Below are 23502 nucleotides of genomic sequence, written 5' to 3'. Positions count from 1 at the left end.
AAATACCCACTAGACGAAGAGAAGGACGGCCCCGGTAACGCCCTGAGCACAGCAGCCTGGATAGCGTTCTTCCTGTTCATTCTGATTATGGGGATGAAGGGATGAAGCACACCAAATTCCACTTCCGCCTACACGACGGAAAGGGCGGCACAGTGATTTACCCGGAGCCGGTGACATTGGAGACCGTCACGGCGGACTGTCACGGGCGGTTCGGTAGCGGGCGGTTGGCGGAGGTGAAGTGTGACTAACTGGACACCAGAAGAGGCTGCGCGGGTGCTTGCCGGCCGCATCAATCAACCGCAATACGTGGAATGGGTCATCAAGCAGGTGCTGAAGAACACCTATGGCGCAAAGCTGGAGAATACGCAGCCGCATCCTGCATACGTTGGCCATAAGCGCTGCCTTGCCTGCGGAGAGTATCACCACGGCATAGCGGGCCTACCGTGCCCTACGATGACGCCAGTAGCGCGGGGTGGTGAGCATGGCTGATCGCCTGGTAGTCAATGGCCCAGCAAAGCTGGCTGAGTGCATTGCACGCCTGACAGCACTCTATCGTCAGCACAAGTACGTGAAGCTGACTGTCAGCACCGGCAAGGATCGCACGCTGGATCAGAACGCGCTTTGGTTCGGGATGTACAAGCGCGGCGCAGACATGATCGAGGCCGGCGATGCGGAAGAGGTGCGCAAGCTCTGCAAGCTTGAGATTGGTGTGCGCATTCTGCTGCGCGATAGCGAAGCTTTCCACACCACATGGTTCCGGATGTTCGCCCACCTGAGTTACGAGGAAAAGCTCGAGCTGATGGGTGGCCATCCGGTGGCCGGGCCGGAGGGGCTCCCGGTGACGCGCTTGTTCGACCGCAAACAGGGCATTGAATACACCGAGCGCGTGGCGGCAAAGCTGCGAGGCCAGGGTGTTTATCTGGACGACCTACTTGGCGAGGTGGCTGCGTGATCAAATTCCGCCCCCGCAAACGCAAGTGCAAGGTCTGCAAGACCGAGTACATGGCCCAGCGCCCAATGCAGAACGTGTGCAACGGGTATTGCGCGAACAAGCACGCGATACAGAATCGGGAAAAGGCAGAGAAGGATGCCGCCAAGCGCGAGCGCGCGCAGATCAAAGCGGCCAAGGAAGCGATAAAGCCGCGCGGTAGGCACATGGCCGAGGCGCAGGCGGCATTCAACGCATGGATCCGGGCAAGGGACGCCGGCCGGGTCTGTATCAGCTGTGATGCGACCATGAGCGATGACGGGTTGATGACTGGTAGCCGGATAGACGCCGGGCACTATCGATCTACCGGTGCCTGCCCTGAATTGCGCTTCGAGCCCCTGAACTGCCATGCCCAATGCGTTAAGTGCAACCGCAACCTATCGGGCAACGCAGTCGAGTACCGCATAAGGCTGGTTAAGCGGATCGGCGCGGACAAGGTTGAATGGCTGGAAGGTAATCACCCGGCCAAGAAGTACACCATCGAGCAGCTTCAGGACATCAAAAAACATTACCGGCAAAAGACACGAGAACTGAAGCGGAAAGGGGAAGCGGCATGAAAAAGTCACAGCAAGGTTTCATTAGCAAAGATGACTGGCAATGGTTTTTGCTTTCCTTGGCGGTTGTTGCCGGGGTAGTCGGTTGGGTTGTTATCGAGGGCCTGGTGTGGGTGCTGGGCCACTTCACAATAGGGTGGGCGTGATATGACCATCTACAGAGACGCAGGCCATTGCATAGCGCGAGTAATGAGCATCGAGACCAATGATGGCACGGCCAAATCGGGCTGGCAGATGCGGTACCAGGCCGGCTTTCCTGAAACGCGCGGTGAAGGCTCTGGCCTGAGTGCAGAGGAACGGTTCACGCAGGACGCCATGACGCGGGGAATGCTGCATAGGGAGCTGACCGACCTGCAGTGGAACGTGCTAGTGGCCAAGTACTCAATCAATGACCTTGAGGTAGCTGAGGCGGTGCGGTGGCTGATACCGCGCGTGGAGTCGCCAGCGCATCGGTTATTCGTTACCAAGGCCGTGACAGCGTGGGCGGTGCCCAAGCGATTGCCCGAGGCTTTCTATGTGCTGCATAGCTGGGATGCCGATGGTACGCCGGAGAGTACGTTGCGTCGCTGGCGTGGGGGCGTCGGTAAATGGCTTGGGGCCAGTGTCGATTCAGCATTCAAGGAAGTAGAGCAGCTACTGAAAGAGACGGGCCTGTGTATCGAGGTGGCGGCATGAGGATCACACAGGAAAGGCTCAAAGAGTGTTTGTTCTACAGTCCAATTGTCGGTGTCTTCGAGTGGCGGCGTTCTGGCCCAAAGGTTCGCCGCGGTCTACTGGCGGGTGCAGTGGTTGGTAACGGCTACGTGCGGGTTTGCGTGGATAGAAAGCTGTACCCTGCACACAAGCTGGCCTGGCTTTACATGACGGGAGAGTACCCAGAAGGGCCGATTGATCATATTGACGGCGATCGGTCCAATAACGCGTTCAAGAACCTTCGTTTGGCCACGTGCTCGCAGAATAGCCACAATATGCGTCTGCATAGAACCTCTACCACCGGAGTGAAAGGCGTAACAATGGTGCGCGGGAAGTATGAGGCATCTATACGAAAAAACGGCGTATACGCCTTTCGCAAGGTGTATGAAACGCTCGAAGAGGCTGAAGAAGCCATCAGGGCGAAAAGAGAAGAGCTGCACGGCGAGTTCGCTAACCACGGCTTGCACAGGTATGAGCAAGAAGAGCTTGCAAATCTCTAATCGAATGATCACTATGGATACCAATCTGCGGTTTTACCGCCCTGAAAGCCCTGGCCTAAAACGCCGGGGCTTTTTTATGCCCGAATCCCTAGCCACCCTGGCTCTTGCCTGCTACCCGCAGGCCTTTTTATTCAGTTTTCCAGCCACCGCACCACGCCTTCGTTCCCCGACGGGCTGTGACAGTGCGTGTGGCTGGGGATTTAACATCCGAGACGTAACGGAGACCTTATGACCGACATTAGCAGTGGGACCATCGCAGTTGGTGGCCTCATCGGAGTGTCTGCCGCATCACTGGTCCCCGGTGTAGACCTTGAGGCAGTGATAGGCGCCTTTGCAGGGGCCTTGTTCTTCATGGTCATGTCAAAGGATCTGAGCTGGAAGGCTCGTGCCGGTAACTTCATTCTGAGCTGGGTTGGCGGCTACTTCTTCGCTGCTGAGGTGGTAGCCCGGCAATGGGCAACTACATCCGCGCTGCCGGCCATGATCGGCGGCCTCTTTATCGTCGCAGTCTGCATCAGCATTCTGGAGTTCGTACAGACAGGGAAGGCGCCAGGCTGGATGTCCATCATTCCGGGAATCGGTAAAAGATGATGATCGACCTTTCCACGCTTGCCGCCTCAACGCTCTGCGGCTTCATCTGCTGGCGTGTGGCTACCTTCCGCCGTGATGGTGCCCGGTACCGCCTGGGCATGAGCCTATGCGCGTACCTGCTCGCCGTGGGTACGGGTGGCTACTGGCTGAGCGTGACGCTGTGCTTGCTGACCAAGGCACCCATAGCGCCAATAAGCCCGTTCCTCGTGATCGTGTTCATCATCCTGGCTGTGCTGGTATGGCAGGCACGCGGGAATGTGGCGGCTGTGCTGAGGAAGGCGCGGTAGTGGTTATCGTATCGCCGACTATCGCCGAGCTTCGCGAAATGGCTGGCCGATCAACTCCTAATCCCCGCCTGATGATGGAATCAGGGTGCCAGCCCGGCCCGGCACCGGCATGGATGAGGCGCGCCCACGCGCTTTGCGCAGTAGCACACGCCGAGCGAATCATTAGTTCCCATGCTGCAAGGCTTCGCATTGAGCTGGCGTTCTCAGGGTTGGCTCGGTAATGGACAAGGTTGTCCACCTTACCCGCAAGGAGCCGCATTCAACCGGCGAGGCCATCTGTGCCAACTGCCGCCATGAGTGGGTAGCAACAGCCCCAGCAGGCGTTACCCAGCTGGAATGTAGCGAGTGCGGAACAATGCGGGGCGCGTTCAAGCATCCGTTCGGCCCAAGCGTAGGAGACTTCAGCTTCATGTGCTCGTGCGGTAGCGAAGACTTCTTTCTGATGCGTAAGGCCGGCCAAGCATGCGGCGCTGTGTATTGCAGAGGCTGCGGCAATGAGGCTACGGCGTGGTTTGAGTAGGGTATGGCGTATGTCTTTTGTGGCATCCTGACATTTCACACATTGAATGCAGGTTAGAGCCATGACACGTCGAGAAGAGAAGGTTGTTGAGCGGTTCGCTGTGGTGGATGAAGGCGGCATAGAGCACCAAATAGTCAAGGTGCAGGAGTACATAATCTCTGAAGGTGATCGCATTCCAAGCCTTGGCAGATACCGGTTGCTAAGCGGTGGCGCGGTGAACCGAGTCGATGACAATACATTTGAGCTGGTTTCTCTCGGCGACGTTACAGCAAAGAGAAAGTAGCCGCATCGGGGAAACACCCCATGCAATCCCTGTGAGGTAACTATGGCCACATGCGGAGCCAAAACCCGCAGTGGCCAGCCCTGCAGGGCACAGGCAATGCCGAATGGCCGCTGCAGAATGCACGGCGGGAAGGCAGCCGAGACGCACAAGGGCAATCAGAACGCCAGAAAGCACGGCATCTACTCCGACGCCATCCAGGCGGAAGAGTCAGAGCTATGGGACCAGATCGACGTTGGCTCGCTTGATGACGACATCAGGATTGCCAAGCTCCAGCTACGCCGCGCACTTATAGCGCAAAACAAGGCAGAGGCTGGGGATGGTCTCGATCTGGATATGGACAGCATTAACACTGTGCTGCCCGCTGTGTCCGAAGAAGACGAGGACGGATCAGGCGAGCAGCCACGGCAGACACAAACAGTCCAGCGCCGGCGCCGTCAGTACGAGGACATTATCAACCGTCTGCTTGGTCGCATAGGCGACCTTGAGTCGAAGCGCGCAGAGATTATCGTCAAGACCAGGGACGGCGGCGGTGATAACACGGCCAACCTGCTGCGCGACCTGATTGCCGGCCTTCCTTCATGATGCCCACCGGCAACCTGCTGCTGGATCGCCAGTTATCGCGCTGGTATGAGCTGAAGCCGCACCCGGTTCAGCTGGCCCTGGTTGCAGCGGTGCCCAGCGGCCTGCGCTTCCCTCTGGTGCCAGCCGGTCGCCGTAGCGGCAAGACTGAGCGGTTCAAGCGTTTTGTGGTAAAGCAGGCCAATGCAGTGATTGGGCAGTATTTTGCTGCAGCCCCAACGCATGCTCAGGCCAAGAAAATCTTTTGGGATGACCTGAAGGCCTTCACGCTGTCTTGCCTTCACCCGAGGCGGCCCAGCGAGTCCGACCTGATCATCTACCTGCCCAACGGCAGCGAGATACATGTGATCGGCCTGGACAAGCCGCAGCGCATCGAGGGTATTCCCTGGAAGGGCGGCGGCATCGACGAGTTCGCCGACATCAAGCCGGATGCGTGGGAGGCGAACATACTCCCGGCACTAAACACGGTTGATCCAACAGACCCTGATTACCGGGCCTGGTGCTGGCTTCTCGGCGTTCCTGATGGCCTGAACCACTATTACGACCTGTGCAACAAGGCAGAGACCGGCGGCGACCCGAGCTTTCAGGTGTTCCACTGGACCTCTGCCGAGATCCTGCCTGATGACGTGATTGCCGCGATGAAGCGGTCAATGTCGGCCAAGCAGTTCCGGCAGGAGTTTGAAGCCTCGTTCGAGACTGCCGGCGGCAGGATTTACGAGGACTACAGCAAGGCCAATCACACCGCGGCCAGCATCGAGTCGCACGAGCAGCTCATGTGGATGCATGACCAGAACTACACACCGCTTTCCTCAGCAATCGGCGTGCGCCGCGGTAATGACCTGTACCTGCTTGATGAAATCGTGCTCACCAGCGCGGTATCAAAACAGTCAGCCATGGAGTTCGTGGAGAAGTACAAAGACCACAAGAACAAGCATGTGCTGATCTACGGTGACCCGGCAGGCAGGGCAGGCGAGAAGCACGGCCACGCATCGGATTACACCGACATTGAAGACGTGTTGAAGGCGGCAGGCTGGCGGTACACCCGCAAGGTCAAGCCAGCGGCACCGGCTATCAAGGATCGACAGAACGCAGTCAGGGCCAAGGTGCTCACTGCTGACGGCACGATCAGTCTATACGTCAACCCGCTGACCGCGCCCTGGTGTCACAAGGGCCTGGCCACGGTACAGCTGCAGAAAGGCTCGACGTTCCAGGAAGACCAGAAGAACAAGTACCAGCACATCACCACGGCCATCGGCTACTGCATCGACGTGGAATGGCCGGTAATCAAGCGCATCACGACCTCAACAGCTATCAGGATGTAAACCATGAGCGATCCCAGCAAGACAACGCCAGCAGTTGACGCCATGCGCGAAGACTGGGCGGTTGTCGATCCGCTCATGGGCGGTACAAAAGCGATGCGCGCTGCTGGTACCGCGCTGCTGCCCAAGTGGCCCAAGGAAGAGGACGACGCCTACAAGGCCCGATTGAAGCTATCGACCCTGTACCCGGCGTACAGCGAGACCGTAGTCAACATGACCGGCCGCGTGTTCGCTGAGCCTATCGACATCGGGGAAGAGGTGCCGGATAGCATCAAAGAGCTGGCCGAGAACATCGACCGCCAGGGTAACAACCTGCAGGTGTGGGCGCAGGACGTGTTCAGCAAGGGCTTGTCGCACGGCCTTTGTTATGTACTGGCCGAATACCCGCGCGCTGAGGGCATCAAGACCAGGGCTGACGAAAAAGCCGCAGGCGTGCGCCCCTACGCGGTCATCATCCGCCCTGAGCAAGTTCTGGGCTGGAAGTCCGAGGGCGGCGACGGTGAGCAGATGCTGACCATGTTTCGCTACATCGAGTCGGTTGAAGAGGCTGACCCTGACAACATCTTCATGACCAAGGCGGTTGATCAGATTCGCGTGCTGGAGCCGGGCAAGTGGTCGGTTTACCGGCAAAAAGATGGTGCCAACGGCAAAAAGGTCTGGACGCTGCACCAAGAGGGCGTAACCAGCCTGGCCATAATTCCGCTGGCGACGTTCTACACCAAGCGCACCGGCTTCATGACCGCTACGCCGGCCCTGATGGAGCTGGCACATCTCAACGTCAAGCACTGGCAGAGCCAGAGCGATCAGGACAACATTCTGCACATCGCCCGCGTGCCGCTACTGGTGGCCATCAATGCTGGGGAAGTGCAGAGCGAAGACGGACAAACAAAGCCGTGGTCAATGACTATCGGCACCTCACAAGCCACCAGCATGGGGCCTGACGGTGACCTGAAGTACGTCGAACACACCGGCAAGGCTATTGAGGCCGGCCGCCAGTCACTGCTTGATCTGCAAGATCAAATGCGGGTTGCCGGCGCCAAGCTGCTGGAGCGTGATAGCGCAGGCACCAAGACGGCCACCCAGGCCGACGAAGAGGCAGCACAGGACAACAGCCCCCTGGAAACCATGGCCGGGCGCCTCGAAGACTGCATTGATCAGGTGTTCCAGCTGTTTGCGCTGTGGCTTGGCGAAAAGTCCGGCGGCAACGTGAAGGTCAACGGCAACTTTGATGCGGATTTCTACCCGGAAGTTACCCTGCCGTTCCTGACCAGCATGGCCAATGGTGGCCGGCTGTCGAATGAGACGCTGTTCAACGAGGCCAAGCGCCGCCGCGTGCTGTCGGATGATCTGACGTGGGAAGAAGAGCGCGACCGGATTGAAAGCCAGGGGCCGGCGCTGGGTAGTCTGTAATGGCGACCGTAAACGAGAAGCTGCAGTCAGCTGAGATAAGCCACCAGGTCGATCTGCAGCAGCTCAGCAACGCCGAAGTCCGCAAGGTGATTGCCTTGTTGAATCGCACCGACGCAGAGCTGGCAAGCCGCCTCAGCGCCGCAATAGACCGCATGGATGGCCAGACCTACACCGTGGCCTACATGGAGCGCCTGCTGGCCTCTGTGCGCGAGCTGAGCGCCCAGGCATTCGCCGCAGTATCGCAAGCACTGACTGCTGACCTGTTGGCGCTGGGCGAGTATGAGCAGGCCTATCAGCTGCAGTTGTTCGAGAACACGGTTCCCGCCCCAGCGCTGGCCGTAGCGCCGCTGACCGGCGTCACGCTGCTGCAGGTGCGCCAGATCGCCTATAGCCGGCCATTTCAGGGCAAGCTGTTGTCGGAGTGGCTGGACGGTATCGAGGAAAGCCGCGCAGCCCGCATTCGTGACGCTATCCGAGTGGGCATGAACAGCGGCCAGACGACCGATCAGATTGTTCGCGGCATTATGGGTATTCGGTCCGAGGGCTACGCCGACGGGCTGCTGAACCGCACGCGCAATGACATTGAGTCGATGGTGCGCACTGCCATCAGCCACGTAGCCCAGGGCACGAGAGACCAGTTCTACGCGGCCAATGATGACCTGATGGCTGGCTTGAAATGGCTCAGCACCCTGGATACGCGCACCTCGGAAGAGTGCCGGATACGCGACACGCTGAGCTACACCAGCGATTACAAGCCCGTCGGCCATAGCGTCCCGTGGCTTGCAGGTCCTGGCCGGTTGCACTACGGCTGCCGCTCGACGTCCACGCCGATCATCACCACCTGGCAAGAGCTGGGCCTGACACCTGAAGAGATCGGAGAGGCTGACCGGGCGAGCATGGACGGCCAGGTTCCGGAGTCGATGAGTTACGGCGATTGGCTCAAGAATCAGAGTGCGGCGCGGCAGGATGAGGTGCTTGGGCCAACGCGCGGGAAGCTGTTCAGGGAAGGCGGCTTGAGCATGGACAAGTTCTACAACGACAAGGGCCGCTATCTCGATCTGGATGAGCTGAAAGATCGCGACGCGCGGGCCTTTGAGAAGGCGGGTATTGCGGCGTAGAATCGGGCAATGACCGACAAGCACCCATTCCACGTCATCGAAGGCACAAAGCCGCCAGACACGCCAAAGCAGCGTTCGCTGGACAAGGTCAAGAGGACGGCCAAGCCTGCCTCCATGATCCAGTGCCATCGGTGCGGGGGTCGGGAATTGATCGAGACCAAGACTGGCGTCATGCTCAAGAACGGCAAGCCGACTGGCGGGACCAAGCAGCTGCTGTGCGCCTGCTGCTTCATGAAGGGCGAGAGGGTGGTGCTGAGGTAGCAAAATCTCCTGGTATGTGGCAATTTCATGGGCCACATGAAAAGGAGATTCCCAGTGTCGAGATTTGAAGATCTTCGCAAGCTTGAAAGGGCAAGAGCAAAGCGCCAAGAAGAGCATTGGTCCCCCCTATACAAAGCTGTAACCGAAACACACGGTGCGCTAGTTGATTACCTTCAACTGCCTAAACGGCACTTCGAGATCAACGGGAAAACCGAGCCTTACGTCAAGCTTGGCACCAATAGTGAAAACGGTTTTGAAGAGAAGCGCAGCTTTGAATTAGACGGTATTGATGGCCAGGTTCCGTTCGATCTGGGAGTAACGATTGATCCATCGGAAGGCGCCTCTCCGGTAAAGAGAGTCCTAGTCCGATGCGCGGCGCGGTATGACAATGGCGATCTTGCGGTGGAGATTGAGCCGGGGACAGAGGATTCTGCCGTAGTCGTCATTAGCGGCCCCGGGTCATACGAGACCGTGGCATCAATAATCTACAGAACGATTGAAAAGATTCTGAACGGGCAATACGCCTGACATAGATACAAAACCTGAAGCCCGCCTCGCGCGGGCTTTTTTGTACCCCGAACCTCGGCATCCGCCGGGGTTTTTTTATGCCTGCGTTTCGGATGAGACAGGGCGCAACGGGCCGGATGGTCCAGCAGATGGGCGGATGCCCGGAGATAAACCCGATGAAACTGAAACTTGACGAGAACGGCAATGCGGTACTGCAGGACGGCAAACCGGTGTATGTGCACGACGACGGCAAAGAGGTGGCATTTGATGCGCCTGGTACCGTCGCCACCATCACCCGCCTGAATGCTGAGGCCAAGGCTCACCGCGAAGGCAAAGAGGCGGCAGAGAAGTCGCTGAAGGCGTTCGAGGGGATCGCTGACCCAGCCGCAGCCATGAAGGCGCTCGAAACCGTTACCAATCTGGATCAGAAAAAGCTGGTGGATGCTGGCGAGATCGAGAAGGTGAAAGGGGAGATCAGCAAGGCCTTTCAGGCCCAGCTGGACGAAGCCAATACCAAGGTATCGACATTCGAGAAGCAGCTGTACGAAGAGAAGATTGGCGGGGCTTTCAGCCGCTCCAAGATGATCGCGGACAAGCTGGCCATTCCCGCAGACATGGTGCAAGCCCGTTTCGGCCAGAACTTCAAAATCGAGGACGGCAAGGCCGTCGCCTATGACCAGCACGGCAACAAGATTTACAGCCGTGAGCGTCCGGGCGAGGTGGCCGACTTCGATGAAGCGCTGGGCGCACTCGTTGAGCAATACCCCTATCGCGACACCATCCTGAAGAGTTCCGGCGCCAATGGTGGCGGTGCTCCGAATGGCGGTGGCGGTGGGCAGCAACCCTCATCCAAGGGCGACATTGGCGGCTCCAAGGAAGAACGCTTGGAGGCCATCAAGGCCCGTACGCAAAACGCATAAGGAGGCCACATGGCCCTTTCAAACATGAAGGTGTTCAACGAATACCTCAAAAGCACCACCATCGAAACTCTGGCGCAGGACGTTGAGAAGTTCAACGGTGCCTCTGCCGGCGCAATCCGTCTGACCACCCAAGGCATTGATGGCGATTTCCTGCAGGAGTCGTTTTGGGCTGGCCTGCACTCTGCGCAGCGCCGCGTAGATCGCTACGACACCAACGACGCACAGGCTGCAACCGCTCTGGCTCAGAAGCAGTACGACGCTGTGAAGGTGGCTGGCGGGTTCGGTCCAATCCTGTGGGAGCCATCCCAGCTGGCATGGATTCAGAAGAGTCCCGAGGAAGCGCTGGAAGTCATCAGCCGCAACCTGTCTGAAGCCATCGTTGCCGACCAGCTGAACACCGTTATCGCCGCACTGGTCGCCGCTATCAGCAACCAGGCCGCTGCAACCAACGATGTGTCGGCAACTGCCGGCGTGACCTACTCGGCAATCAACGCGGCTCACGCCAAGTTTGGTGATGCCTCGGGTCGCCTGGTGGCACAGGTGATGAACGGCGCGACCTTCCACGCCCTGATCGGCCAGAACCTCACCAACACGCAGCAGCTGTTCCGCGCTGGTGACGTGACCATTGTCGACATCCTCGGTAAGGCAGTAATCGTGACCGACTCCCCTGCGCTGTACTCGGCAGAGGTTGTTGATCCGGCTGCGCCTGCCAAGCAGCGCGTGCTTTCCCTGGCTGACGGTGCAGGCATGGTGATGGATGGCTCTGAGCTGATCACCAACATCGATACCGCCAACGGCAAGGAGCGCATCGAGACCACCTTCCAGGCTGACTATGCCTTTGGTCTGGCCCTGAAGGGCTACACCTGGGACGTTACCAACGGCGGCAAGTCGCCAACTGATGCAGAGCTGGCCACCGGTACCAACTGGGATCTGGTTGCCAACAGCATCAAGGCTTCCGCAGGTGTGATCACCATCGGTGACGCTGACGCGTAACCAGTTGGGCGGCCTCCGGGCCGCCTTTCTTTTCGGAGAACGCCATGAAAATTCACTACGAGCCGCACCCTGTATCTCCAGAGCGCAAAGCCGAGCTGCGCGCCCAGGGATTCAAGATCATTGACGCCCGCTTTAAGCCTGCGCAAAGCAAGCAAGAGCAGGAGTCGAAGCAGGACGACAAGCCATCCAAAGGCCTCACTGTCGAGCAGCTGACAGCCGCGCTCACTGAAAAAGGCATCGAATCGCCTGCGGGCGCCAAGAAAGCCGACCTGGCCAAGCTGCTGGACGAGGCATAACCCATGCTGATCATCGAGAATGGCTCAATCGTGGCCGGTGCCGACAGCTACGCCACCGCTGCTGAGCTGGTGACCTATGCCGCTAACTACGGCTTGACCATTCCCGGTACCGAGGCAGAGCAGGAAGCCCTGCTGCGCCGCGCCTATCTGCAAATGAACGTCATGCCCTGGAAAGGTTATGCCGTGAGCGTGGATCAAACAGGCGCATGGCCGCGCTACGGCGCCTGCCGCAATGGCCATACGCTGCCGTCTGACTCCATCCCGCTGCAGGTCAAACAGGGCCAGATGGCGCTGTCTGCCGAGATTCATGCGGACGACATTGACCCGCCAGAGCAGCGCAAAGGTGCTGTCATCAAGAATCGGGTTGAAGGCGCAGTTGAGCAGCAGTATGCCTCGGCCAAAGGCTACAAGTCGGTAGCGGTGTCTGGCCGGCAGTCCTCAGCGCAGTTCGCTGGCCTGCTGGAATCGACCAGCCAGATCAAGCTGAGTCGCAGCTGATGGCGTTTTATGACGACATGGCCACGGTCGCGCTTGACCTCATCAGCGAGTTTGGCCAGGCGGCAACCATCAAGGACGTGGCGCCGGGCACTTACGACGCGATTACCGGCATCACCTCGGATGACGTGCCGATCAGCCAGCCAGCCCAGCTCATACTTCTGGATTACACCCTGCAGGAGTCCGGCGCCAAATATTCCGAGGGCACGCAGGTTAAGGCCGGCGACAAGAAAATCCTGATCGCAGCCAAAGACCTGTCGTGGGCGCCAATGCTGACCAGCATCATTACGGCAGACGGCGCCGATTGGCGGATCGTGAACCTGAAGGTCTCCAATCCTGCCGGCACGCCGCTGGTATACGAAGTCCACGGGCGCAACTGATGAGCTTCTCAGGCGACATCGGCAAATTTGCCCGCGATACCCAGGAAGCGCATGACAAGATCACGCGCGCGGCGACTTTGGAGCTGTTCAGCAGCGTAGTGAAGGCCACGCCGGTCGATAGCGGCAGGGCTCGCGGCAACTGGCAAACGTCTGTCGGTACGCCAATAGAAGGCGAGATTGAAAGGCTCGATCAGGGCGGTACTGCTGCTATCGCTGAGGTTCAGGCGAAAACGCCACCGGGCGCCGGGCAAGAAACCTTCATGACCAACAACCTGCCCTATATCGATTCGCTCGAGAACGGCAGCAGCCAGCAAGCGCCTGCGGGCATGGTCCGGCGCAACGTCGCCCGCGTCCAACGCATCGTCAACGCAGCCATAGCCAAGGTCAAGGTCTAGCCAATGAGTGAAATCAACATCAACGCTGCCCTCGTCCAGGGGCTGGCGGCGGCAGCGCTCGGCATTCCGACCGGCAACGAGGGCAAGGACTTTGCCGGCAAACCCGGCCCGGATGCGCCGTGGGCTGCCTGGTTCAACCTGCCGGCTGATACCGACGTGGCAAGCCTTGGCGTGGGCGGTACCGACGAAACGATCGGTCTGCTGCAGGTCGATCTGAACTACCCCCTCAACAGCGGTACAGGTCCGATCCTGGCCGCAGTACAGAAGCTACGCGATTACTTTGTGGCCGGGCGCTCGCTGACCTACTCAGGCCAGTGCGTGCACATCCGCAAGGTGACCCGTAACAACCTCCGGCCGGTAGACGGCTGGCAACAAATCAACGTGTCCATTTACTACAGCGCACAAACCACAAGACCGGAGGTCTGACATGTCCTGTTTCGCAAACGGCTCTGCCGTCCAGCTCTTCTACGTCCGCGAGCTCTCCACTCTGGCGGCCACCACCATCAGCGCCGATGAGACCGGGTCGACCTTTGCCGATTCGGCCAACAGCTTTATCACCTCCGGCAAGTTCGCTGTCGGCCATATCATCGAGGTGTCGGGCTTTGCCGAGGAAGAGAACAACGGCAAGTTCAAGATCGCCACAGTGGCGGCCGGCGCCATCACGGTCACCGACGTCAACGGCAATGCCGTGACTCTGGTGGATGAGGTGGCCGGCGACCCGATCACCATCACCCAGGAGGGCGGCATTCCGGCCAACCCCCTGTTCAAGCCGATCCGCTTTGTCTCCGAGGGCCTGACCCCGAACGTGACGCAGATCGAATCGCAGGAAATCAACCCATCACGCCAGCGCCCGCCCAGCCGTGGCGGTAACTACAGCGTGGCCGGTGAGATTGCCGGCGAAATGTCCTTCGCCAGTCATGATGACCTGATCGAAGCCGCGCTGCAGGGCACATGGACTACTGACGTGCTGGTTGTCGGCTCCATTGACCGCACCTTTGCCGTGCTGGAGCGCCACACTGACATTGGCGTGGATTACATCTACCGCGGCTGCAAGGTCGGCTCCATGGCCCTGGCCGCGCCGCTTGGCGAGAAAGCCGGCATTACCTTCAACATGCTGGGCAAGTCTGCTGCTGAGTACACCGTGCCCGTCGGCGCCACCTTCGGCACCGCCACCACCAGCGACATGATGGTTACCACCAATGGCTCTTTCACCGAGGGCGGCGACCCCATTGCCTACGCCACCGAGTGGAACGCCACTATCGACAACGGCATGGAAGCATCATTCGCCCTGTTCAATCGTGAGGCCTACTGCATCAGCAATGGCGTAGCGGTGGTGAACGGCACCATGAACGCCTACCTCAAGGATGGCGCCCTGTGGGCAAAGGTGCTCAACGAGGCAGAGACCAGCCACATCATCGTGCTGGAAGAGGGCGCAGACAGCTACACCATCGAGATTCCGAAAGTGCGCTACACCCAGGGGCAGAAGCAGGTCGCCGGCCCTGGTGCCGTTATCCCGCAGTACACATGGAGCGGCGGGTACGACGGCACCACTTCGATGCGGATTACGCGGAGCTAACCCTTAATCCAGAAATGCAAAAACCCCGAAGCTGGCAGGCTGTCGGGGTTTTTTGTTTCCATCCCTATCACCAGTAGGAACAGAACATTGATCAATTATAGACCTAAACACAGGGTCAAGGTAGGTGGTCAGATGAACGAACAAGATGCTGGCGTTGTAGGTAAGCGCCTGGCGACTTCAGCGCTCATTGCTTCGGTGGGTATCAGCATTGCGGCTGTTATAGCGGCGGTGGGCGTGTTGATCGGGTGACCAGCGGTATAGGCTGGCCTGTAACCAATGGTTGTTATTAGCGCAGGTAATACCCATAATTGCGCAAGGAATTTACCAAACAGTAAAGAACACCTCGGATTCTCGGCTATAACACATGTAGCGCGGAGTCGTCATGGGCAAGTCATCTGGAGGTCAAACTATGGGCAACGCAACGCCAGCAGTCATCACGGCTGCGCTGGGGCTTTTGGTTGGCTACGATTCCGCGATGGCAGTTACTGCCCCGTCCGCACCTGCAACTCAGTATGAACGCAGCCAGAACATACAGCGGCTGGCTGATGAGATACATGAGGTGGTTGCGGATGCAAAGGCTATGGAAGAGACTTTCTCAAGGCTTATCCGGGATTCGGCCAAGTCGGATGTGAGAGAGCAGTTTACGCCTGAAGGTATTCAGCCGCTTACTGACCTGCTGATAAATTTGCGTGGCGTAGAGGTCGGCCTGAAGGGTGCGACGGTGCCTGAAGGGCTGGATGAGCTGCATTTGAATATGCGCCGCGCTATCGCCAAGGGCCGAGCACGCGTAGCTACATTTCATAGCATGGTAAGCCAGGCCTTTAGTCTTCCAGACGTGGTTGATGGGAAAGCTGGCGGGGCTGGCCTCCAAGTATTGGCCGAGCACTCTACAAAGCGATTGATCGAGATGGCGAGTGCTTAATGCCGGCGGTTATCGTCGAGTACCACCCCGATACGTTTGAAGATTTCTTTTCTGAACCACTGAAGGATTTCCCCACACTGGCGGAAGACCTGATGGCCGATTTTGTGACCTACGTGGGCACAGAGCAGCTTCCTTCTACATTTGGCCGGGACGCACCATATACCCAGCCTTATGCTGCTTTCCGCGCCCACTTGATGCATATACATCTGAAGCTGCCGCCTGAAAAATTCTCAGAAGGTATCCCGCAAATCGACAGAACATGCAGTCGCAAGCACGATGCGGCACTGGTTTACGTTCGTGGCGAGCTAGAGGAAAACAGATACTGCATTCTCGGAGTTCTCTATCCGCACGCCCATGCAAAGGCTCGCGAAGAAAAGATAATGCGCTACCTAGCGCGATTGGCGCAGGCGTTTAGAGACGCACACTAAGCAAGCAACGAAACACCGAACCCAGCCCAGGCTGGGTTTTTTTATGGCCGCGAGCAACTTCAGATGACGCTGGGGCTGCATGCGGCTTGATTGGCGCTACCCAAGATCGATCCATTTTTTGACCTGTTTTCTGATGAGCGCAAAGCTTGTGACTCTGGTTCTTGATTCAATGAAAGCAAGAACATCATCCAGGCTAGTGTTCTTCAGCTTGCACCGGTTGAAGTAAGCACGAACCTTGGCTTCGCAGCGTTCAACCGGTATCTGTGAGCCGATAACCCAGTAGAGGGCATGAGCCAGCGCGTCTTTGTGGCGACCCTCAAGGCGTAGCATGTTCGCCATGCCCTTGTGGACTCCTGAATCCAAAGCGATAGTTTGGCGGCCGGTAAACTCGGACTGTTCGGCGTGCTTCATGTACAGCTGCTTCTGATCTTGGTAGGCGGCCCAGGCTTTATCGTATTCGCCAGCCTTTACTGCACGAGCCGCTTCAGCTCCTGCCTCTGCGGCGGGGTATAGGTAGTCTTGCATGGCATTCTCCGCAAAGACTTCTTTTATCGCTAATGCGACATCCTCAAGTGATTCGGCAGGTATCACTATTTCAGTGGTAGATGTTGAGCTGCGGGGCGCCTCGGGCGCTGCTGGCCTGGGCGAGAAGAGTGATTTAATTCGGGAGAGTAGGGACATTGCCTTTCCTTGGCTTGGGGTTTGTAGTTATTCCTTTGATTTCTCCGCCAACTTTTGGGCGATGAAGTCCTGGGCGACCTTTTCAATAAAGCCTTTTATCTCTTCAGCCGTATACATCTCGTCTTCGGGTTTGTTTCTCGGCTCTGAGCGCGCAAAGCTTTGCTCCAGGCGTCCGATTATCTCGGCGTTCATGGATTTGCTGGTCTGCTCCGCATAGCTCGAAAGTTGCTCATGTAAATCTTTCGGAATGCGCAGCGTTATGCGGGTGTAGCGGTCGTCTTTGTACATGCCTAGGAATATACACCGTAATAGTGTCACGGAATAGTTGACACAGGCGCAGTGTCACTCTATCGTTATGACACAGTCACAGTGTCAAAGGAGCTATTTATGGATCAGCATGTGAGGGCGACGACCCGCTTACCGGTCGATGTAGCGGATTGGTTGAAAGCAAAAGCCAAGGAGCAAAGCCGCTCCATGAACGGGCAGCTGGTAGAGGCAGTACGCACGCTTATGCGAAAAGAGAAAAATGAGCGCGCATAAAAAAGCCCCAAGCGCTGGAACGCTTAGGGCTTCTGATAACGAAACGTTCGCGGAGAACAATTTCATGAGCAATATTACCGTAGCACCCGTAGAAAGCAACAACGGCATGTCTTTTGCCACTCTGATTCCGGTAAAAATGGGCGAGCTGAATGGAGATGTCGCGCAGCTTTGCAATGCACGCGATCTTCATATTTGCCTGAAGGTTGGCCGCCGCTTCGCTTCCTGGATCAGCGATCGGATCAACGAATACCGGTTTGTTGAGGGCGTAGATTTTGCTACCCAAAACGGGGAAGCAAAAAAAGTTGGCCGTGGCGGGCACAATCGGAAGGAGTACAGCTTAAGCGTCGATATGGCCAAAGAGCTGGCGATGGTTGAGCGAACCGACCAGGGCCGCGCAATTCGCCGCTACTTCATTGAGTGCGAAAAGAAGCTGCGCCAAATCGATCCAGACAGCGCCGCATTGATCATGCGTCGAGTTCTGAACCCTGCTCAGCAGCATGAGCTGTCCGGCAAGGTGCACGAGAAGGTTGCTTTGCTTCCCAAGGGAGTGCAGCGCTCCGGTTACTGCGAGCTGTGGTCTCACCTGAAGAGCAAGCATCAGGTTGCGCGCTATCAAGACATTTGTCAGGGAGAGTTTGAAGAGGCCTGCCAGTTTGTTGATGCTTATGTGTGGGAAGGCGAATGGCTCGGCAAGGAAAAGCCAGCGGCACCGAAACCGCCGCTGAATATTCACTATCCGCTGGATGCGCTGACTTGCCGCCGGCCTGGAATGTTGTCGCCGTACAACGACAATCACGAGACGCTGCAAGTCACGCTGGAAGATTTGAGCAGCCCGCGAACATCATTCTGCGAAATGATACTTTCAGAGCTGAGCCGCAACGGCTACGCAGTAGAGGCCGCGTGGTGGGAGTTCCGCACCTATCGCAACAAGTTTGAGGCGTTCCGGGGCTTGGTGCATAACCTCGGCAATACCATCGAAGAACCGCAGAACTACGTTGTGAATCGAAACGCTCTGCCAGCCTAGGCTATTGCAGTAAAACCCGAACCCGGCCTTGCGCTGGGTTTTGGTGCTGGTCTGCGCTACATTCTCCCTGTCTATCAGGGAGGGATGTTTATGGCGAAACAGTACACAAAAGAGCAGTGGATAGCGTGTGCGGTAATTTTGATTATCGGCATACCGCTAATTATGTGGGCAAAGTCCAGTGGTAGCGACAAAGCAGCCGACAAGCTGTCGGATGCCGAGAGCTCAGCTATCAGGGCTTGCTCAGACATGGTTTTGGATCAGGCCGCATTTCCGTCTTCTGTCGACCTTCATCTAGTGACAGGGGCAACGGTAGACAGGCTTGGAGCGAGAGATACCCTGAGGGTTTTTCTGAAGTTTGACGCGAAGAATGCGCTTGGCGCCGAACTGCCCTACAGGGCGATATGTTTCTTTGATACGGAACCACCAACGATAAATATCGCAGGTCGCTAGCCCTGCAAAACCAGACAAACCCGCTTCGGCGGGTTTTTTATTGCCCGGAGAAAAGTATGAAAAAAGAAGACTTCTACACCGCGCCGCGCGCAAACGCAGGCGTGAAAATGCCCCTGAAGACCGATACCGGCGAGGATACGGGCGAGTGGCTGCTGGTGCGCGGCGTTGATTCGGACGCCTTCCGCAAAGCGAGATTTGAGGCCGCGCGCACCATCCGCGACCTGCCGGAAGACATGGGCGAATGGGAGCGCAGCCAGGCTGTAGAGGACGCCATTCGGGAAAATATCGTCGCCCTGGTTGCTGACTGGTCATTTGACGAGTCCTGCACGCCGGACGCTGTGCGGGAGTTCGTGACACAGGCCCCGCAAGTTGCCGCCGGCATTGACCAGATTGCTGCGGACAAAAGCCTTTTTTTCGGCAACGCCTCACCCGCCTCGAAGAGCACGCGGAAGCGGAAGTAAGGCTGATGAGGCGCCCGAACGGCTCAAAACTGACTGTTCGTGAACAGCTCCAGAATATCGAGAAGAGCGGCTTTCGGCCTCCTGAGCTCGACACGCCGCCAATCCCCGCCGGTATGGAATACATCTGGCAGCTCTACTTCCAGATCAAGCGCGGCCTAGACCCACTGAGTTATCAGGAGCTGCAGAGCTGGTGCCAGCTCACACGGCAGCAGCTGGACCCGGCAGAGGTCGAGGCGATCATGAAGCTAGACACCATTGTTACAAGGGTGATGAACAATGACTGAATATGCGCGGCTGGTCATATCTGTCGACTCCACGTCGGCCAAGCGAGCCACGGATGACCTGCGGGATCTTGATCGTCAATCGAGCAAGACTGAGCGCGCTGCCGGCGGCCTTGTTGCTGCTTTTAAGCCGCTCGCAGGAATCTTTGCGACACTTAAAATCGGGCAAGTGATCAAGGACACTGTTCTGCTGAGTTCGCGATATAACGAGCTCGGCATAGTAATGGAGGTTGTCGGAAAGAACGCAGGCTACAGTCGAAATCAGCTCGATAGCTTGGAGACAAAGTTACGGGAGACGGGAATCGCCGCGGTCGAGTCGCGCTCAACCATCGCCAAGATGGTCACCGCGAATATTGACCTGGCAAAGGCTACAGATTTAGCTCGACTTGCGCAGGACGCGGCGGTAATCGGCGGCCTTAACTCGTCTGATGCGTTCGAGCGCTTAATCAGGGGTATTCAGACCGCTGAAGTCGAGACGCTGAGAAATATCGGACTTAACGTCAATTTTGAGCAGTCTTATCAAGCTCTGGCTACGCAGCTTGGCAAGACCACCAACAATCTAACCGAGCTAGAGAAGACGCAGGCGCGCACAAATGCCGTGCTTGGTGCGGCGCCCAATGTGGCGGGCGCGTATGAAGCTGCAATGGAGAATGCCGGGAAGCAGATACGATCAGCCTCGAGGTTGGTGCAAGACTTGGCTACAGAGCTTGGCCAGATAGGTCAGCCCGCGTTCGAAGCTGGCGTTAGCGCATACAATTCCGCGCTCAAGGGCATGGAAAAGAATATTGATGGCGTTGTTCAGACCCTGGAGACCGGGCTTTACGTCGTTCTTGCGCGCGGCGGCTCTGTCATTGCTACCAACACAGCTGCGCTTGTAGCTCAGGCGGCACAGCAAGCCAAGAACAATGCGCTCGCCGCCGAGTCTGCTGGTTTTGAGCTGCGCAAGGCGGAAGCCACGAAACTGGCAGCGCTGGCCGATCTGGACAAGGCGCGCACCGCTGAAGCCTCAGCCATCGCCACCTTGGCCCAGGTTAGAGCCAATCAACAACTTTTCTCGCTGCAAGTCGCTCTATCAAAAGGCACTGCTGAATACGCCGCGCTGAGCAAGTCTCTTGTCGTTGTTAATCGGGAGCTTGCACTGTCAGAGCAGGCTGTCGCCACGGCCACGGCAAGCAGGGCGGCAGCGGCCACTACAGCAGCGGTTGCGTCAGGAAACCTGGCAAAGGCGACAGCTGTTTCAACGGCGGCAAACACTGCATCGGCCGCGTCAAGCAGTCTGGCAGCGGGAGCGTTGCGCGGGGTTCTTGGTGTGGGTGGGCGCTTGCTCGGCCTACTGGGCGGCCCGGTTGGGCTGGCCTTCACCATTGGCGCGGTTGCGCTCTCGTTCGTGGACTTCTCAAGCGGCGCTGAAACAGCCAAGAAGTCGTCTGACCAGCTCGAAGGAAGCGTGAGCCGGCTGGGAACCGCCGCAGAGCGCGCACAGAAGCAGTTCGCCGGTCTAACCGCAGACCTGCAGAGCATGAACAAGGGTGAGATTGAGGCGCGGGCAGAGCGTATTCAGAAGCTCCTGACTAGGCAGCAGCAGGACTTGGCGCGCAATCAGCGCCTATTTGACGCCGGCAACAAAGGGATCACCAGCGGCTTGCTGGACAAGATCAAAGCAAACATCGATGTGCTGGAGTCGCAGCTGGCTGCCGTTGGCGGCGCCACGGCTGCGCAATACGCCGACAGCACCGAGGAGGGGCAGAAGTACCTGGCCCGTCTTGGCGAGCAGAAAGCTCTGCTGGGCGCCATCACAGAGGAAGAGCGCGCACGTGCGCAGATACGAGAAGGCCTTATCAAGGTATCTGCCGAGGAAGAAAAGGCGATTCTGGCCAGGGCGCGAGAAATTGACCTTTACAAAGCTGCTGAAGATGCAGCCATGGAGAGCGCGAGGGCTGCAGAGCAGGCTGCCGACACCAGACGGCGCTCGAGCGAAGAGCTGCTTTCGCTGTTCGCCAATACGGCTGCGTCCATGGAGAAAGAGCTGGCCCTTTACGGCACAACCAGTGAAGCCGCCCGACTGCGCTACGAGCTGGAGAAAGGATCTCTTCGAGACCTGGCCCCAGCGCAGAAGCTTCACTTGCAGAACCTGCAAGATGAGCTTGATGCGCGTCAGTCAATCAATGAAATCCAGAACATCAATCTTGAGCTCCTGCGCGCCACCGGGCAGGAGAGGGCGGCGCGCGACCTGCAATTCGAGCTGGACTATGCAGAGCGCATTGCTGAATACGAGCGCCAGGGCAACGTTGAAGCCATCCAGCGCCTCGAAACGCTAAAGCTGATCCGCGAAATCAACGGCCAGCCAGAACCCGGCACCGTCGAAGGCGTCACCCGCGCTCCAGGCTCAGACCTGGGCGGCTTGAACACAACCGGCTTTGGCACTGACCTTGAGCGGCTGGATCAGCAAGCTCAGGAGCTGGAGAATTGGCGTCAGCAGGAGCTGGAGCGCCAGAAAGCCTATCTCGATGCCAAGGAAATCTCCGAGGAAGCGCACGCCGAGCGAGTGGCCAACATCTACGAGCAGAACCGCGAGCGCCTGCAGGGGATCGAGCAGGCCCGTCAGGACGTGATGTTTTCGGCGGGCGAGTCATTCTTTGGCGACATGGCGGAGATTGCCAAGGCCTACGCGGGCGAGCAGTCCGGCATCTACCGGGCCCTGTTCGCCACCTCCAAGGCGTTCGCCATCGCTGACGGCCTGGTGCAAATCGGCGGCGGTATCGCCAAAGCGGCCAACAACCCTTGGCCGGTCAACCTGGCAGCCATGGCCACCGTGGCCGCTGCTGGCGTGGGGGTTATCGCCAACATCCAGTCAGTCAGCGCAGGCTTCCAACAAGGCGGCTACACCGGCAATGGCGGCGTAAGCGACGTGGCGGGCGTGGTGCATGGCAAGGAGTTCGTATTTGATGCCGACGCCACAGCGCGTATCGGCGTTCAGAACCTTGAGGCTATGCGCAAGGGTCAGCCTGCTGCTAATGCGCCATCTATGGGCTCGGCTGGCAATACCTACAACAGCTACAACATGACGTCCCGGCCAGTATTTACGCCAGGCATGACAGATAGCGAAATGCGCAGGTCCAGTGCAGCGGCTGCCCGATCTGCTGCCAACCAGCTGCGCGCAATGCAGAGGTACAACTGATGCCGCAATTTATGGAAGAGCGCCTGAATCCAAACGTGGACTACGGCAGCGGCTTTGGCTCTGCCTACCGCAACTGGATCACGCGCACGATTGGTGGTGATGAATACCGCTCCCAGCAGCACCCGTTCATCATTGCGACCATGAATGTCGACTTTGAGCGGCAGACGAACGAGATAGTGGAGCAGGTGATTGACCTGAACAACCGCGCCGGGGGCACTCTACGGGGGTTCCGGGTGATGCACCCGGTGGACTACAGCACCAACAGCTACCGCGACGCGCCGACGGCGTTTGATCAGCATTTGCCCGCGGCTGTGGGGCAGGCTGCTGGCGTATATCAGTTGACGCGGTGGTATGGCGACCATACCGACCTGGAATGCCAGCGCCGCCGGATACGCAAGCCGGTCGCCGGAACGGTAAAGGTGGGCGTGGCCGGTGTGGCATACCCTGCTGGCCAGTGGTCAGTTGATATCACCACCGGGCTGGTCACCATGGCTGCCAACAAGTCGCGATCGATCACGGCTATCACCAAGGCGGCCAGCGCGGTGCTGACCGTGGGCACTAACACCTTTGCCATCGGCGATTCAGTCGCCATCAGTGGCGTGGTCGGCATGACCCAGATTAACGGTCTGCGCGCCCTGGTCACGGCCAAGCCAAGCGGCACCACGATCACCGTCGCCATCAACTCCACCGCTTTCACGACCTACGCCAGCGGCGGAACCGTGCAGACCCAGCCGATCACAGGCGAAGCGGTAACCGCCGGATGCGAATACGACATCCCCATGCGCTTTACCGAAGACCTGAGCGGCTCGTTCAGCAACTGGGACACCATCGACGCTTCCGGCATCGGCCTGGTCGAAGTACTTAACCCGTAA

Annotated in this window: 33 protein-coding genes; 31 read left to right on the top strand and 2 right to left on the bottom strand. The window is 58.2% G+C overall.

Annotated features, from left to right (window positions below; all coding sequences use genetic code 11):
* Positions 1-481: 481 nt before the first annotated feature.
* The 24 genes from V7756_RS09690 (at position 482) to V7756_RS09575 (ending at position 16015) form a co-directional block, all read left to right on the top strand.
* A complete protein-coding gene (locus V7756_RS09690; RefSeq protein ID WP_335609954.1) occupies positions 482-952 on the top strand; it encodes a hypothetical protein in 471 nt (156 codons plus the stop codon).
* The gene (locus tag V7756_RS09685) at positions 949-1545 is read left to right on the top strand and encodes a recombination protein NinG (protein ID WP_335609953.1); all 597 of its coding nucleotides are present in this window, start codon (positions 949-951) and stop codon (positions 1543-1545) included. The genes V7756_RS09690 and V7756_RS09685 overlap by 4 nt, the downstream gene beginning before the upstream one ends.
* The gene (locus tag V7756_RS09680; protein WP_335609952.1) at positions 1542-1688 is read left to right on the top strand and encodes a hypothetical protein; all 147 of its coding nucleotides are present in this window, start codon (positions 1542-1544) and stop codon (positions 1686-1688) included. The genes V7756_RS09685 and V7756_RS09680 overlap by 4 nt, the downstream gene beginning before the upstream one ends.
* A 1-nt stretch (position 1689) precedes the next feature.
* A complete protein-coding gene (locus tag V7756_RS09675; RefSeq protein ID WP_335609951.1) occupies positions 1690-2217 on the top strand; it encodes a hypothetical protein in 528 nt (175 codons plus the stop codon).
* A complete protein-coding gene (locus tag V7756_RS09670) occupies positions 2214-2735 on the top strand; it encodes an HNH endonuclease (protein WP_335609950.1) in 522 nt (173 codons plus the stop codon). Before V7756_RS09675 ends, V7756_RS09670 begins: the two co-directional genes overlap by 4 nt.
* Before the next feature lie 228 nt (positions 2736-2963).
* Positions 2964-3326: a putative holin gene (locus V7756_RS09665; protein ID WP_335609949.1), complete on the top strand. Its 363-nt coding sequence runs from the start codon at positions 2964-2966 to the stop codon at positions 3324-3326.
* Positions 3323-3613 carry a phage holin family protein gene (locus V7756_RS09660; protein ID WP_335609948.1) on the top strand — a complete coding sequence of 97 codons (291 nt, stop codon included), beginning with the start codon at positions 3323-3325 and terminating at the stop codon, positions 3611-3613. The genes V7756_RS09665 and V7756_RS09660 overlap by 4 nt, the downstream gene beginning before the upstream one ends.
* A 581-nt stretch (positions 3614-4194) precedes the next feature.
* Positions 4195-4416, top strand: coding sequence for a hypothetical protein (locus V7756_RS09655; RefSeq protein ID WP_335609947.1), 222 nt, complete (start codon positions 4195-4197; stop codon positions 4414-4416).
* 42 nt (positions 4417-4458) lie between these two features.
* Complete coding sequence (locus tag V7756_RS09650) at positions 4459-4998, top strand: HGGxSTG domain-containing protein (RefSeq protein WP_335609946.1); 540 nt, start codon at positions 4459-4461, stop codon at positions 4996-4998.
* An 89-nt stretch (positions 4999-5087) separates the two neighbouring features.
* Positions 5088-6317 carry a terminase large subunit domain-containing protein gene (locus tag V7756_RS09645; RefSeq protein ID WP_335609945.1) on the top strand — a complete coding sequence of 410 codons (1230 nt, stop codon included), beginning with the start codon at positions 5088-5090 and terminating at the stop codon, positions 6315-6317.
* Between the two features lie 3 nt (positions 6318-6320).
* Complete coding sequence (locus tag V7756_RS09640; RefSeq protein ID WP_335609944.1) at positions 6321-7724, top strand: DUF4055 domain-containing protein; 1404 nt, start codon at positions 6321-6323, stop codon at positions 7722-7724.
* Positions 7724-8842, top strand: a complete 1119-nt coding sequence (locus V7756_RS09635) for a hypothetical protein (RefSeq protein WP_335609943.1) — start codon at positions 7724-7726, stop codon at positions 8840-8842. Before V7756_RS09640 ends, V7756_RS09635 begins: the two co-directional genes overlap by 1 nt.
* 9 nt (positions 8843-8851) lie before the next feature.
* A complete protein-coding gene (locus V7756_RS09630; RefSeq protein WP_335609942.1) occupies positions 8852-9103 on the top strand; it encodes a hypothetical protein in 252 nt (83 codons plus the stop codon).
* Positions 9104-9157: 54 nt separating this feature from the next.
* Positions 9158-9631, top strand: a complete 474-nt coding sequence (locus V7756_RS09625; RefSeq protein ID WP_335609941.1) for a hypothetical protein — start codon at positions 9158-9160, stop codon at positions 9629-9631.
* Between the two features lie 155 nt (positions 9632-9786).
* The gene (locus tag V7756_RS09620; RefSeq protein WP_335609940.1) at positions 9787-10530 is read left to right on the top strand and encodes a DUF6651 domain-containing protein; all 744 of its coding nucleotides are present in this window, start codon (positions 9787-9789) and stop codon (positions 10528-10530) included.
* Positions 10531-10539: 9 nt separating this feature from the next.
* Entirely contained in the window at positions 10540-11523 is a 984-nt protein-coding gene (locus V7756_RS09615) for a major capsid protein (protein WP_335609939.1), read from the top strand.
* Positions 11524-11567: 44 nt separating this feature from the next.
* Positions 11568-11819 (top strand): HeH/LEM domain-containing protein, encoded by a 252-nt coding sequence (locus tag V7756_RS09610; protein ID WP_335609938.1) that lies wholly within the window; start codon positions 11568-11570, stop codon positions 11817-11819.
* A 3-nt stretch (positions 11820-11822) separates the two neighbouring features.
* Complete coding sequence (locus tag V7756_RS09605; protein WP_335609937.1) at positions 11823-12317, top strand: DnaT-like ssDNA-binding protein; 495 nt, start codon at positions 11823-11825, stop codon at positions 12315-12317.
* Positions 12317-12694 carry a hypothetical protein gene (locus tag V7756_RS09600; RefSeq protein ID WP_335609936.1) on the top strand — a complete coding sequence of 126 codons (378 nt, stop codon included), beginning with the start codon at positions 12317-12319 and terminating at the stop codon, positions 12692-12694. Before V7756_RS09605 ends, V7756_RS09600 begins: the two co-directional genes overlap by 1 nt.
* Positions 12694-13089 (top strand): HK97 gp10 family phage protein, encoded by a 396-nt coding sequence (locus V7756_RS09595; protein WP_335609935.1) that lies wholly within the window; start codon positions 12694-12696, stop codon positions 13087-13089. Before V7756_RS09600 ends, V7756_RS09595 begins: the two co-directional genes overlap by 1 nt.
* Positions 13090-13092: 3 nt before the next feature.
* On the top strand, positions 13093-13515 hold the full coding sequence (locus tag V7756_RS09590; protein ID WP_335609934.1) for a phage tail terminator-like protein: 423 nt from the start codon (positions 13093-13095) through the stop codon (positions 13513-13515).
* Position 13516: 1 nt separating this feature from the next.
* On the top strand, positions 13517-14665 hold the full coding sequence (locus tag V7756_RS09585) for a phage tail tube protein (RefSeq protein WP_335609933.1): 1149 nt from the start codon (positions 13517-13519) through the stop codon (positions 14663-14665).
* 382 nt (positions 14666-15047) lie between these two features.
* Positions 15048-15587: a hypothetical protein gene (locus tag V7756_RS09580; RefSeq protein WP_335609932.1), complete on the top strand. Its 540-nt coding sequence runs from the start codon at positions 15048-15050 to the stop codon at positions 15585-15587.
* Entirely contained in the window at positions 15587-16015 is a 429-nt protein-coding gene (locus V7756_RS09575) for a type II toxin-antitoxin system YafO family toxin (protein ID WP_335609931.1), read from the top strand. The genes V7756_RS09580 and V7756_RS09575 overlap by 1 nt, the downstream gene beginning before the upstream one ends.
* Before the next feature lie 96 nt (positions 16016-16111).
* Here the strand turns inward: V7756_RS09575 and V7756_RS09570 are convergent, their stop codons facing one another.
* Together V7756_RS09570 and V7756_RS09565 are read right to left on the bottom strand one after the other, a co-directional pair.
* The gene (locus V7756_RS09570; protein WP_335609930.1) at positions 16112-16696 is read right to left on the bottom strand and encodes a hypothetical protein; all 585 of its coding nucleotides are present in this window, start codon (positions 16694-16696) and stop codon (positions 16112-16114) included.
* Between the two features lie 27 nt (positions 16697-16723).
* Complete coding sequence (locus tag V7756_RS09565; RefSeq protein WP_335609929.1) at positions 16724-16984, bottom strand: Arc family DNA-binding protein; 261 nt, start codon at positions 16982-16984, stop codon at positions 16724-16726.
* 99 nt (positions 16985-17083) lie between these two features.
* Between V7756_RS09565 and V7756_RS09560 the strand changes: the two genes are divergently transcribed.
* The 7 genes from V7756_RS09560 to V7756_RS09530 all read left to right on the top strand — a co-directional run bounded on the left by V7756_RS09560 (position 17084) and on the right by V7756_RS09530 (position 23502).
* The gene (locus V7756_RS09560) at positions 17084-17236 is read left to right on the top strand and encodes an Arc family DNA-binding protein (RefSeq protein WP_335609928.1); all 153 of its coding nucleotides are present in this window, start codon (positions 17084-17086) and stop codon (positions 17234-17236) included.
* Positions 17237-17300: 64 nt separating this feature from the next.
* The gene (locus tag V7756_RS09555; protein WP_335609927.1) at positions 17301-18260 is read left to right on the top strand and encodes an antA/AntB antirepressor family protein; all 960 of its coding nucleotides are present in this window, start codon (positions 17301-17303) and stop codon (positions 18258-18260) included.
* 90 nt (positions 18261-18350) lie between these two features.
* Positions 18351-18710, top strand: a complete 360-nt coding sequence (locus V7756_RS09550; protein WP_335609926.1) for a hypothetical protein — start codon at positions 18351-18353, stop codon at positions 18708-18710.
* 56 nt (positions 18711-18766) lie between these two features.
* Positions 18767-19171, top strand: coding sequence for a hypothetical protein (locus V7756_RS09545; RefSeq protein WP_335609925.1), 405 nt, complete (start codon positions 18767-18769; stop codon positions 19169-19171).
* Between the two features lie 5 nt (positions 19172-19176).
* Entirely contained in the window at positions 19177-19455 is a 279-nt protein-coding gene (locus tag V7756_RS09540; protein WP_335609924.1) for a phage tail assembly chaperone, read from the top strand.
* Entirely contained in the window at positions 19448-22630 is a 3183-nt protein-coding gene (locus V7756_RS09535) for a hypothetical protein (protein ID WP_335609923.1), read from the top strand. Before V7756_RS09540 ends, V7756_RS09535 begins: the two co-directional genes overlap by 8 nt.
* Complete coding sequence (locus V7756_RS09530) at positions 22630-23502, top strand: DUF2460 domain-containing protein (RefSeq protein ID WP_335609922.1); 873 nt, start codon at positions 22630-22632, stop codon at positions 23500-23502. The genes V7756_RS09535 and V7756_RS09530 overlap by 1 nt, the downstream gene beginning before the upstream one ends.

Origin of the sequence: Halopseudomonas sp. (assembly GCF_036961105.1) — a bacterium.
Lineage (GTDB): Bacteria > Pseudomonadota > Gammaproteobacteria > Pseudomonadales > Pseudomonadaceae > Halopseudomonas.
The sequence above is the reverse complement of the archived record's forward strand: the minus strand, read 5'-3'. Positions and strand labels throughout refer to the sequence as shown.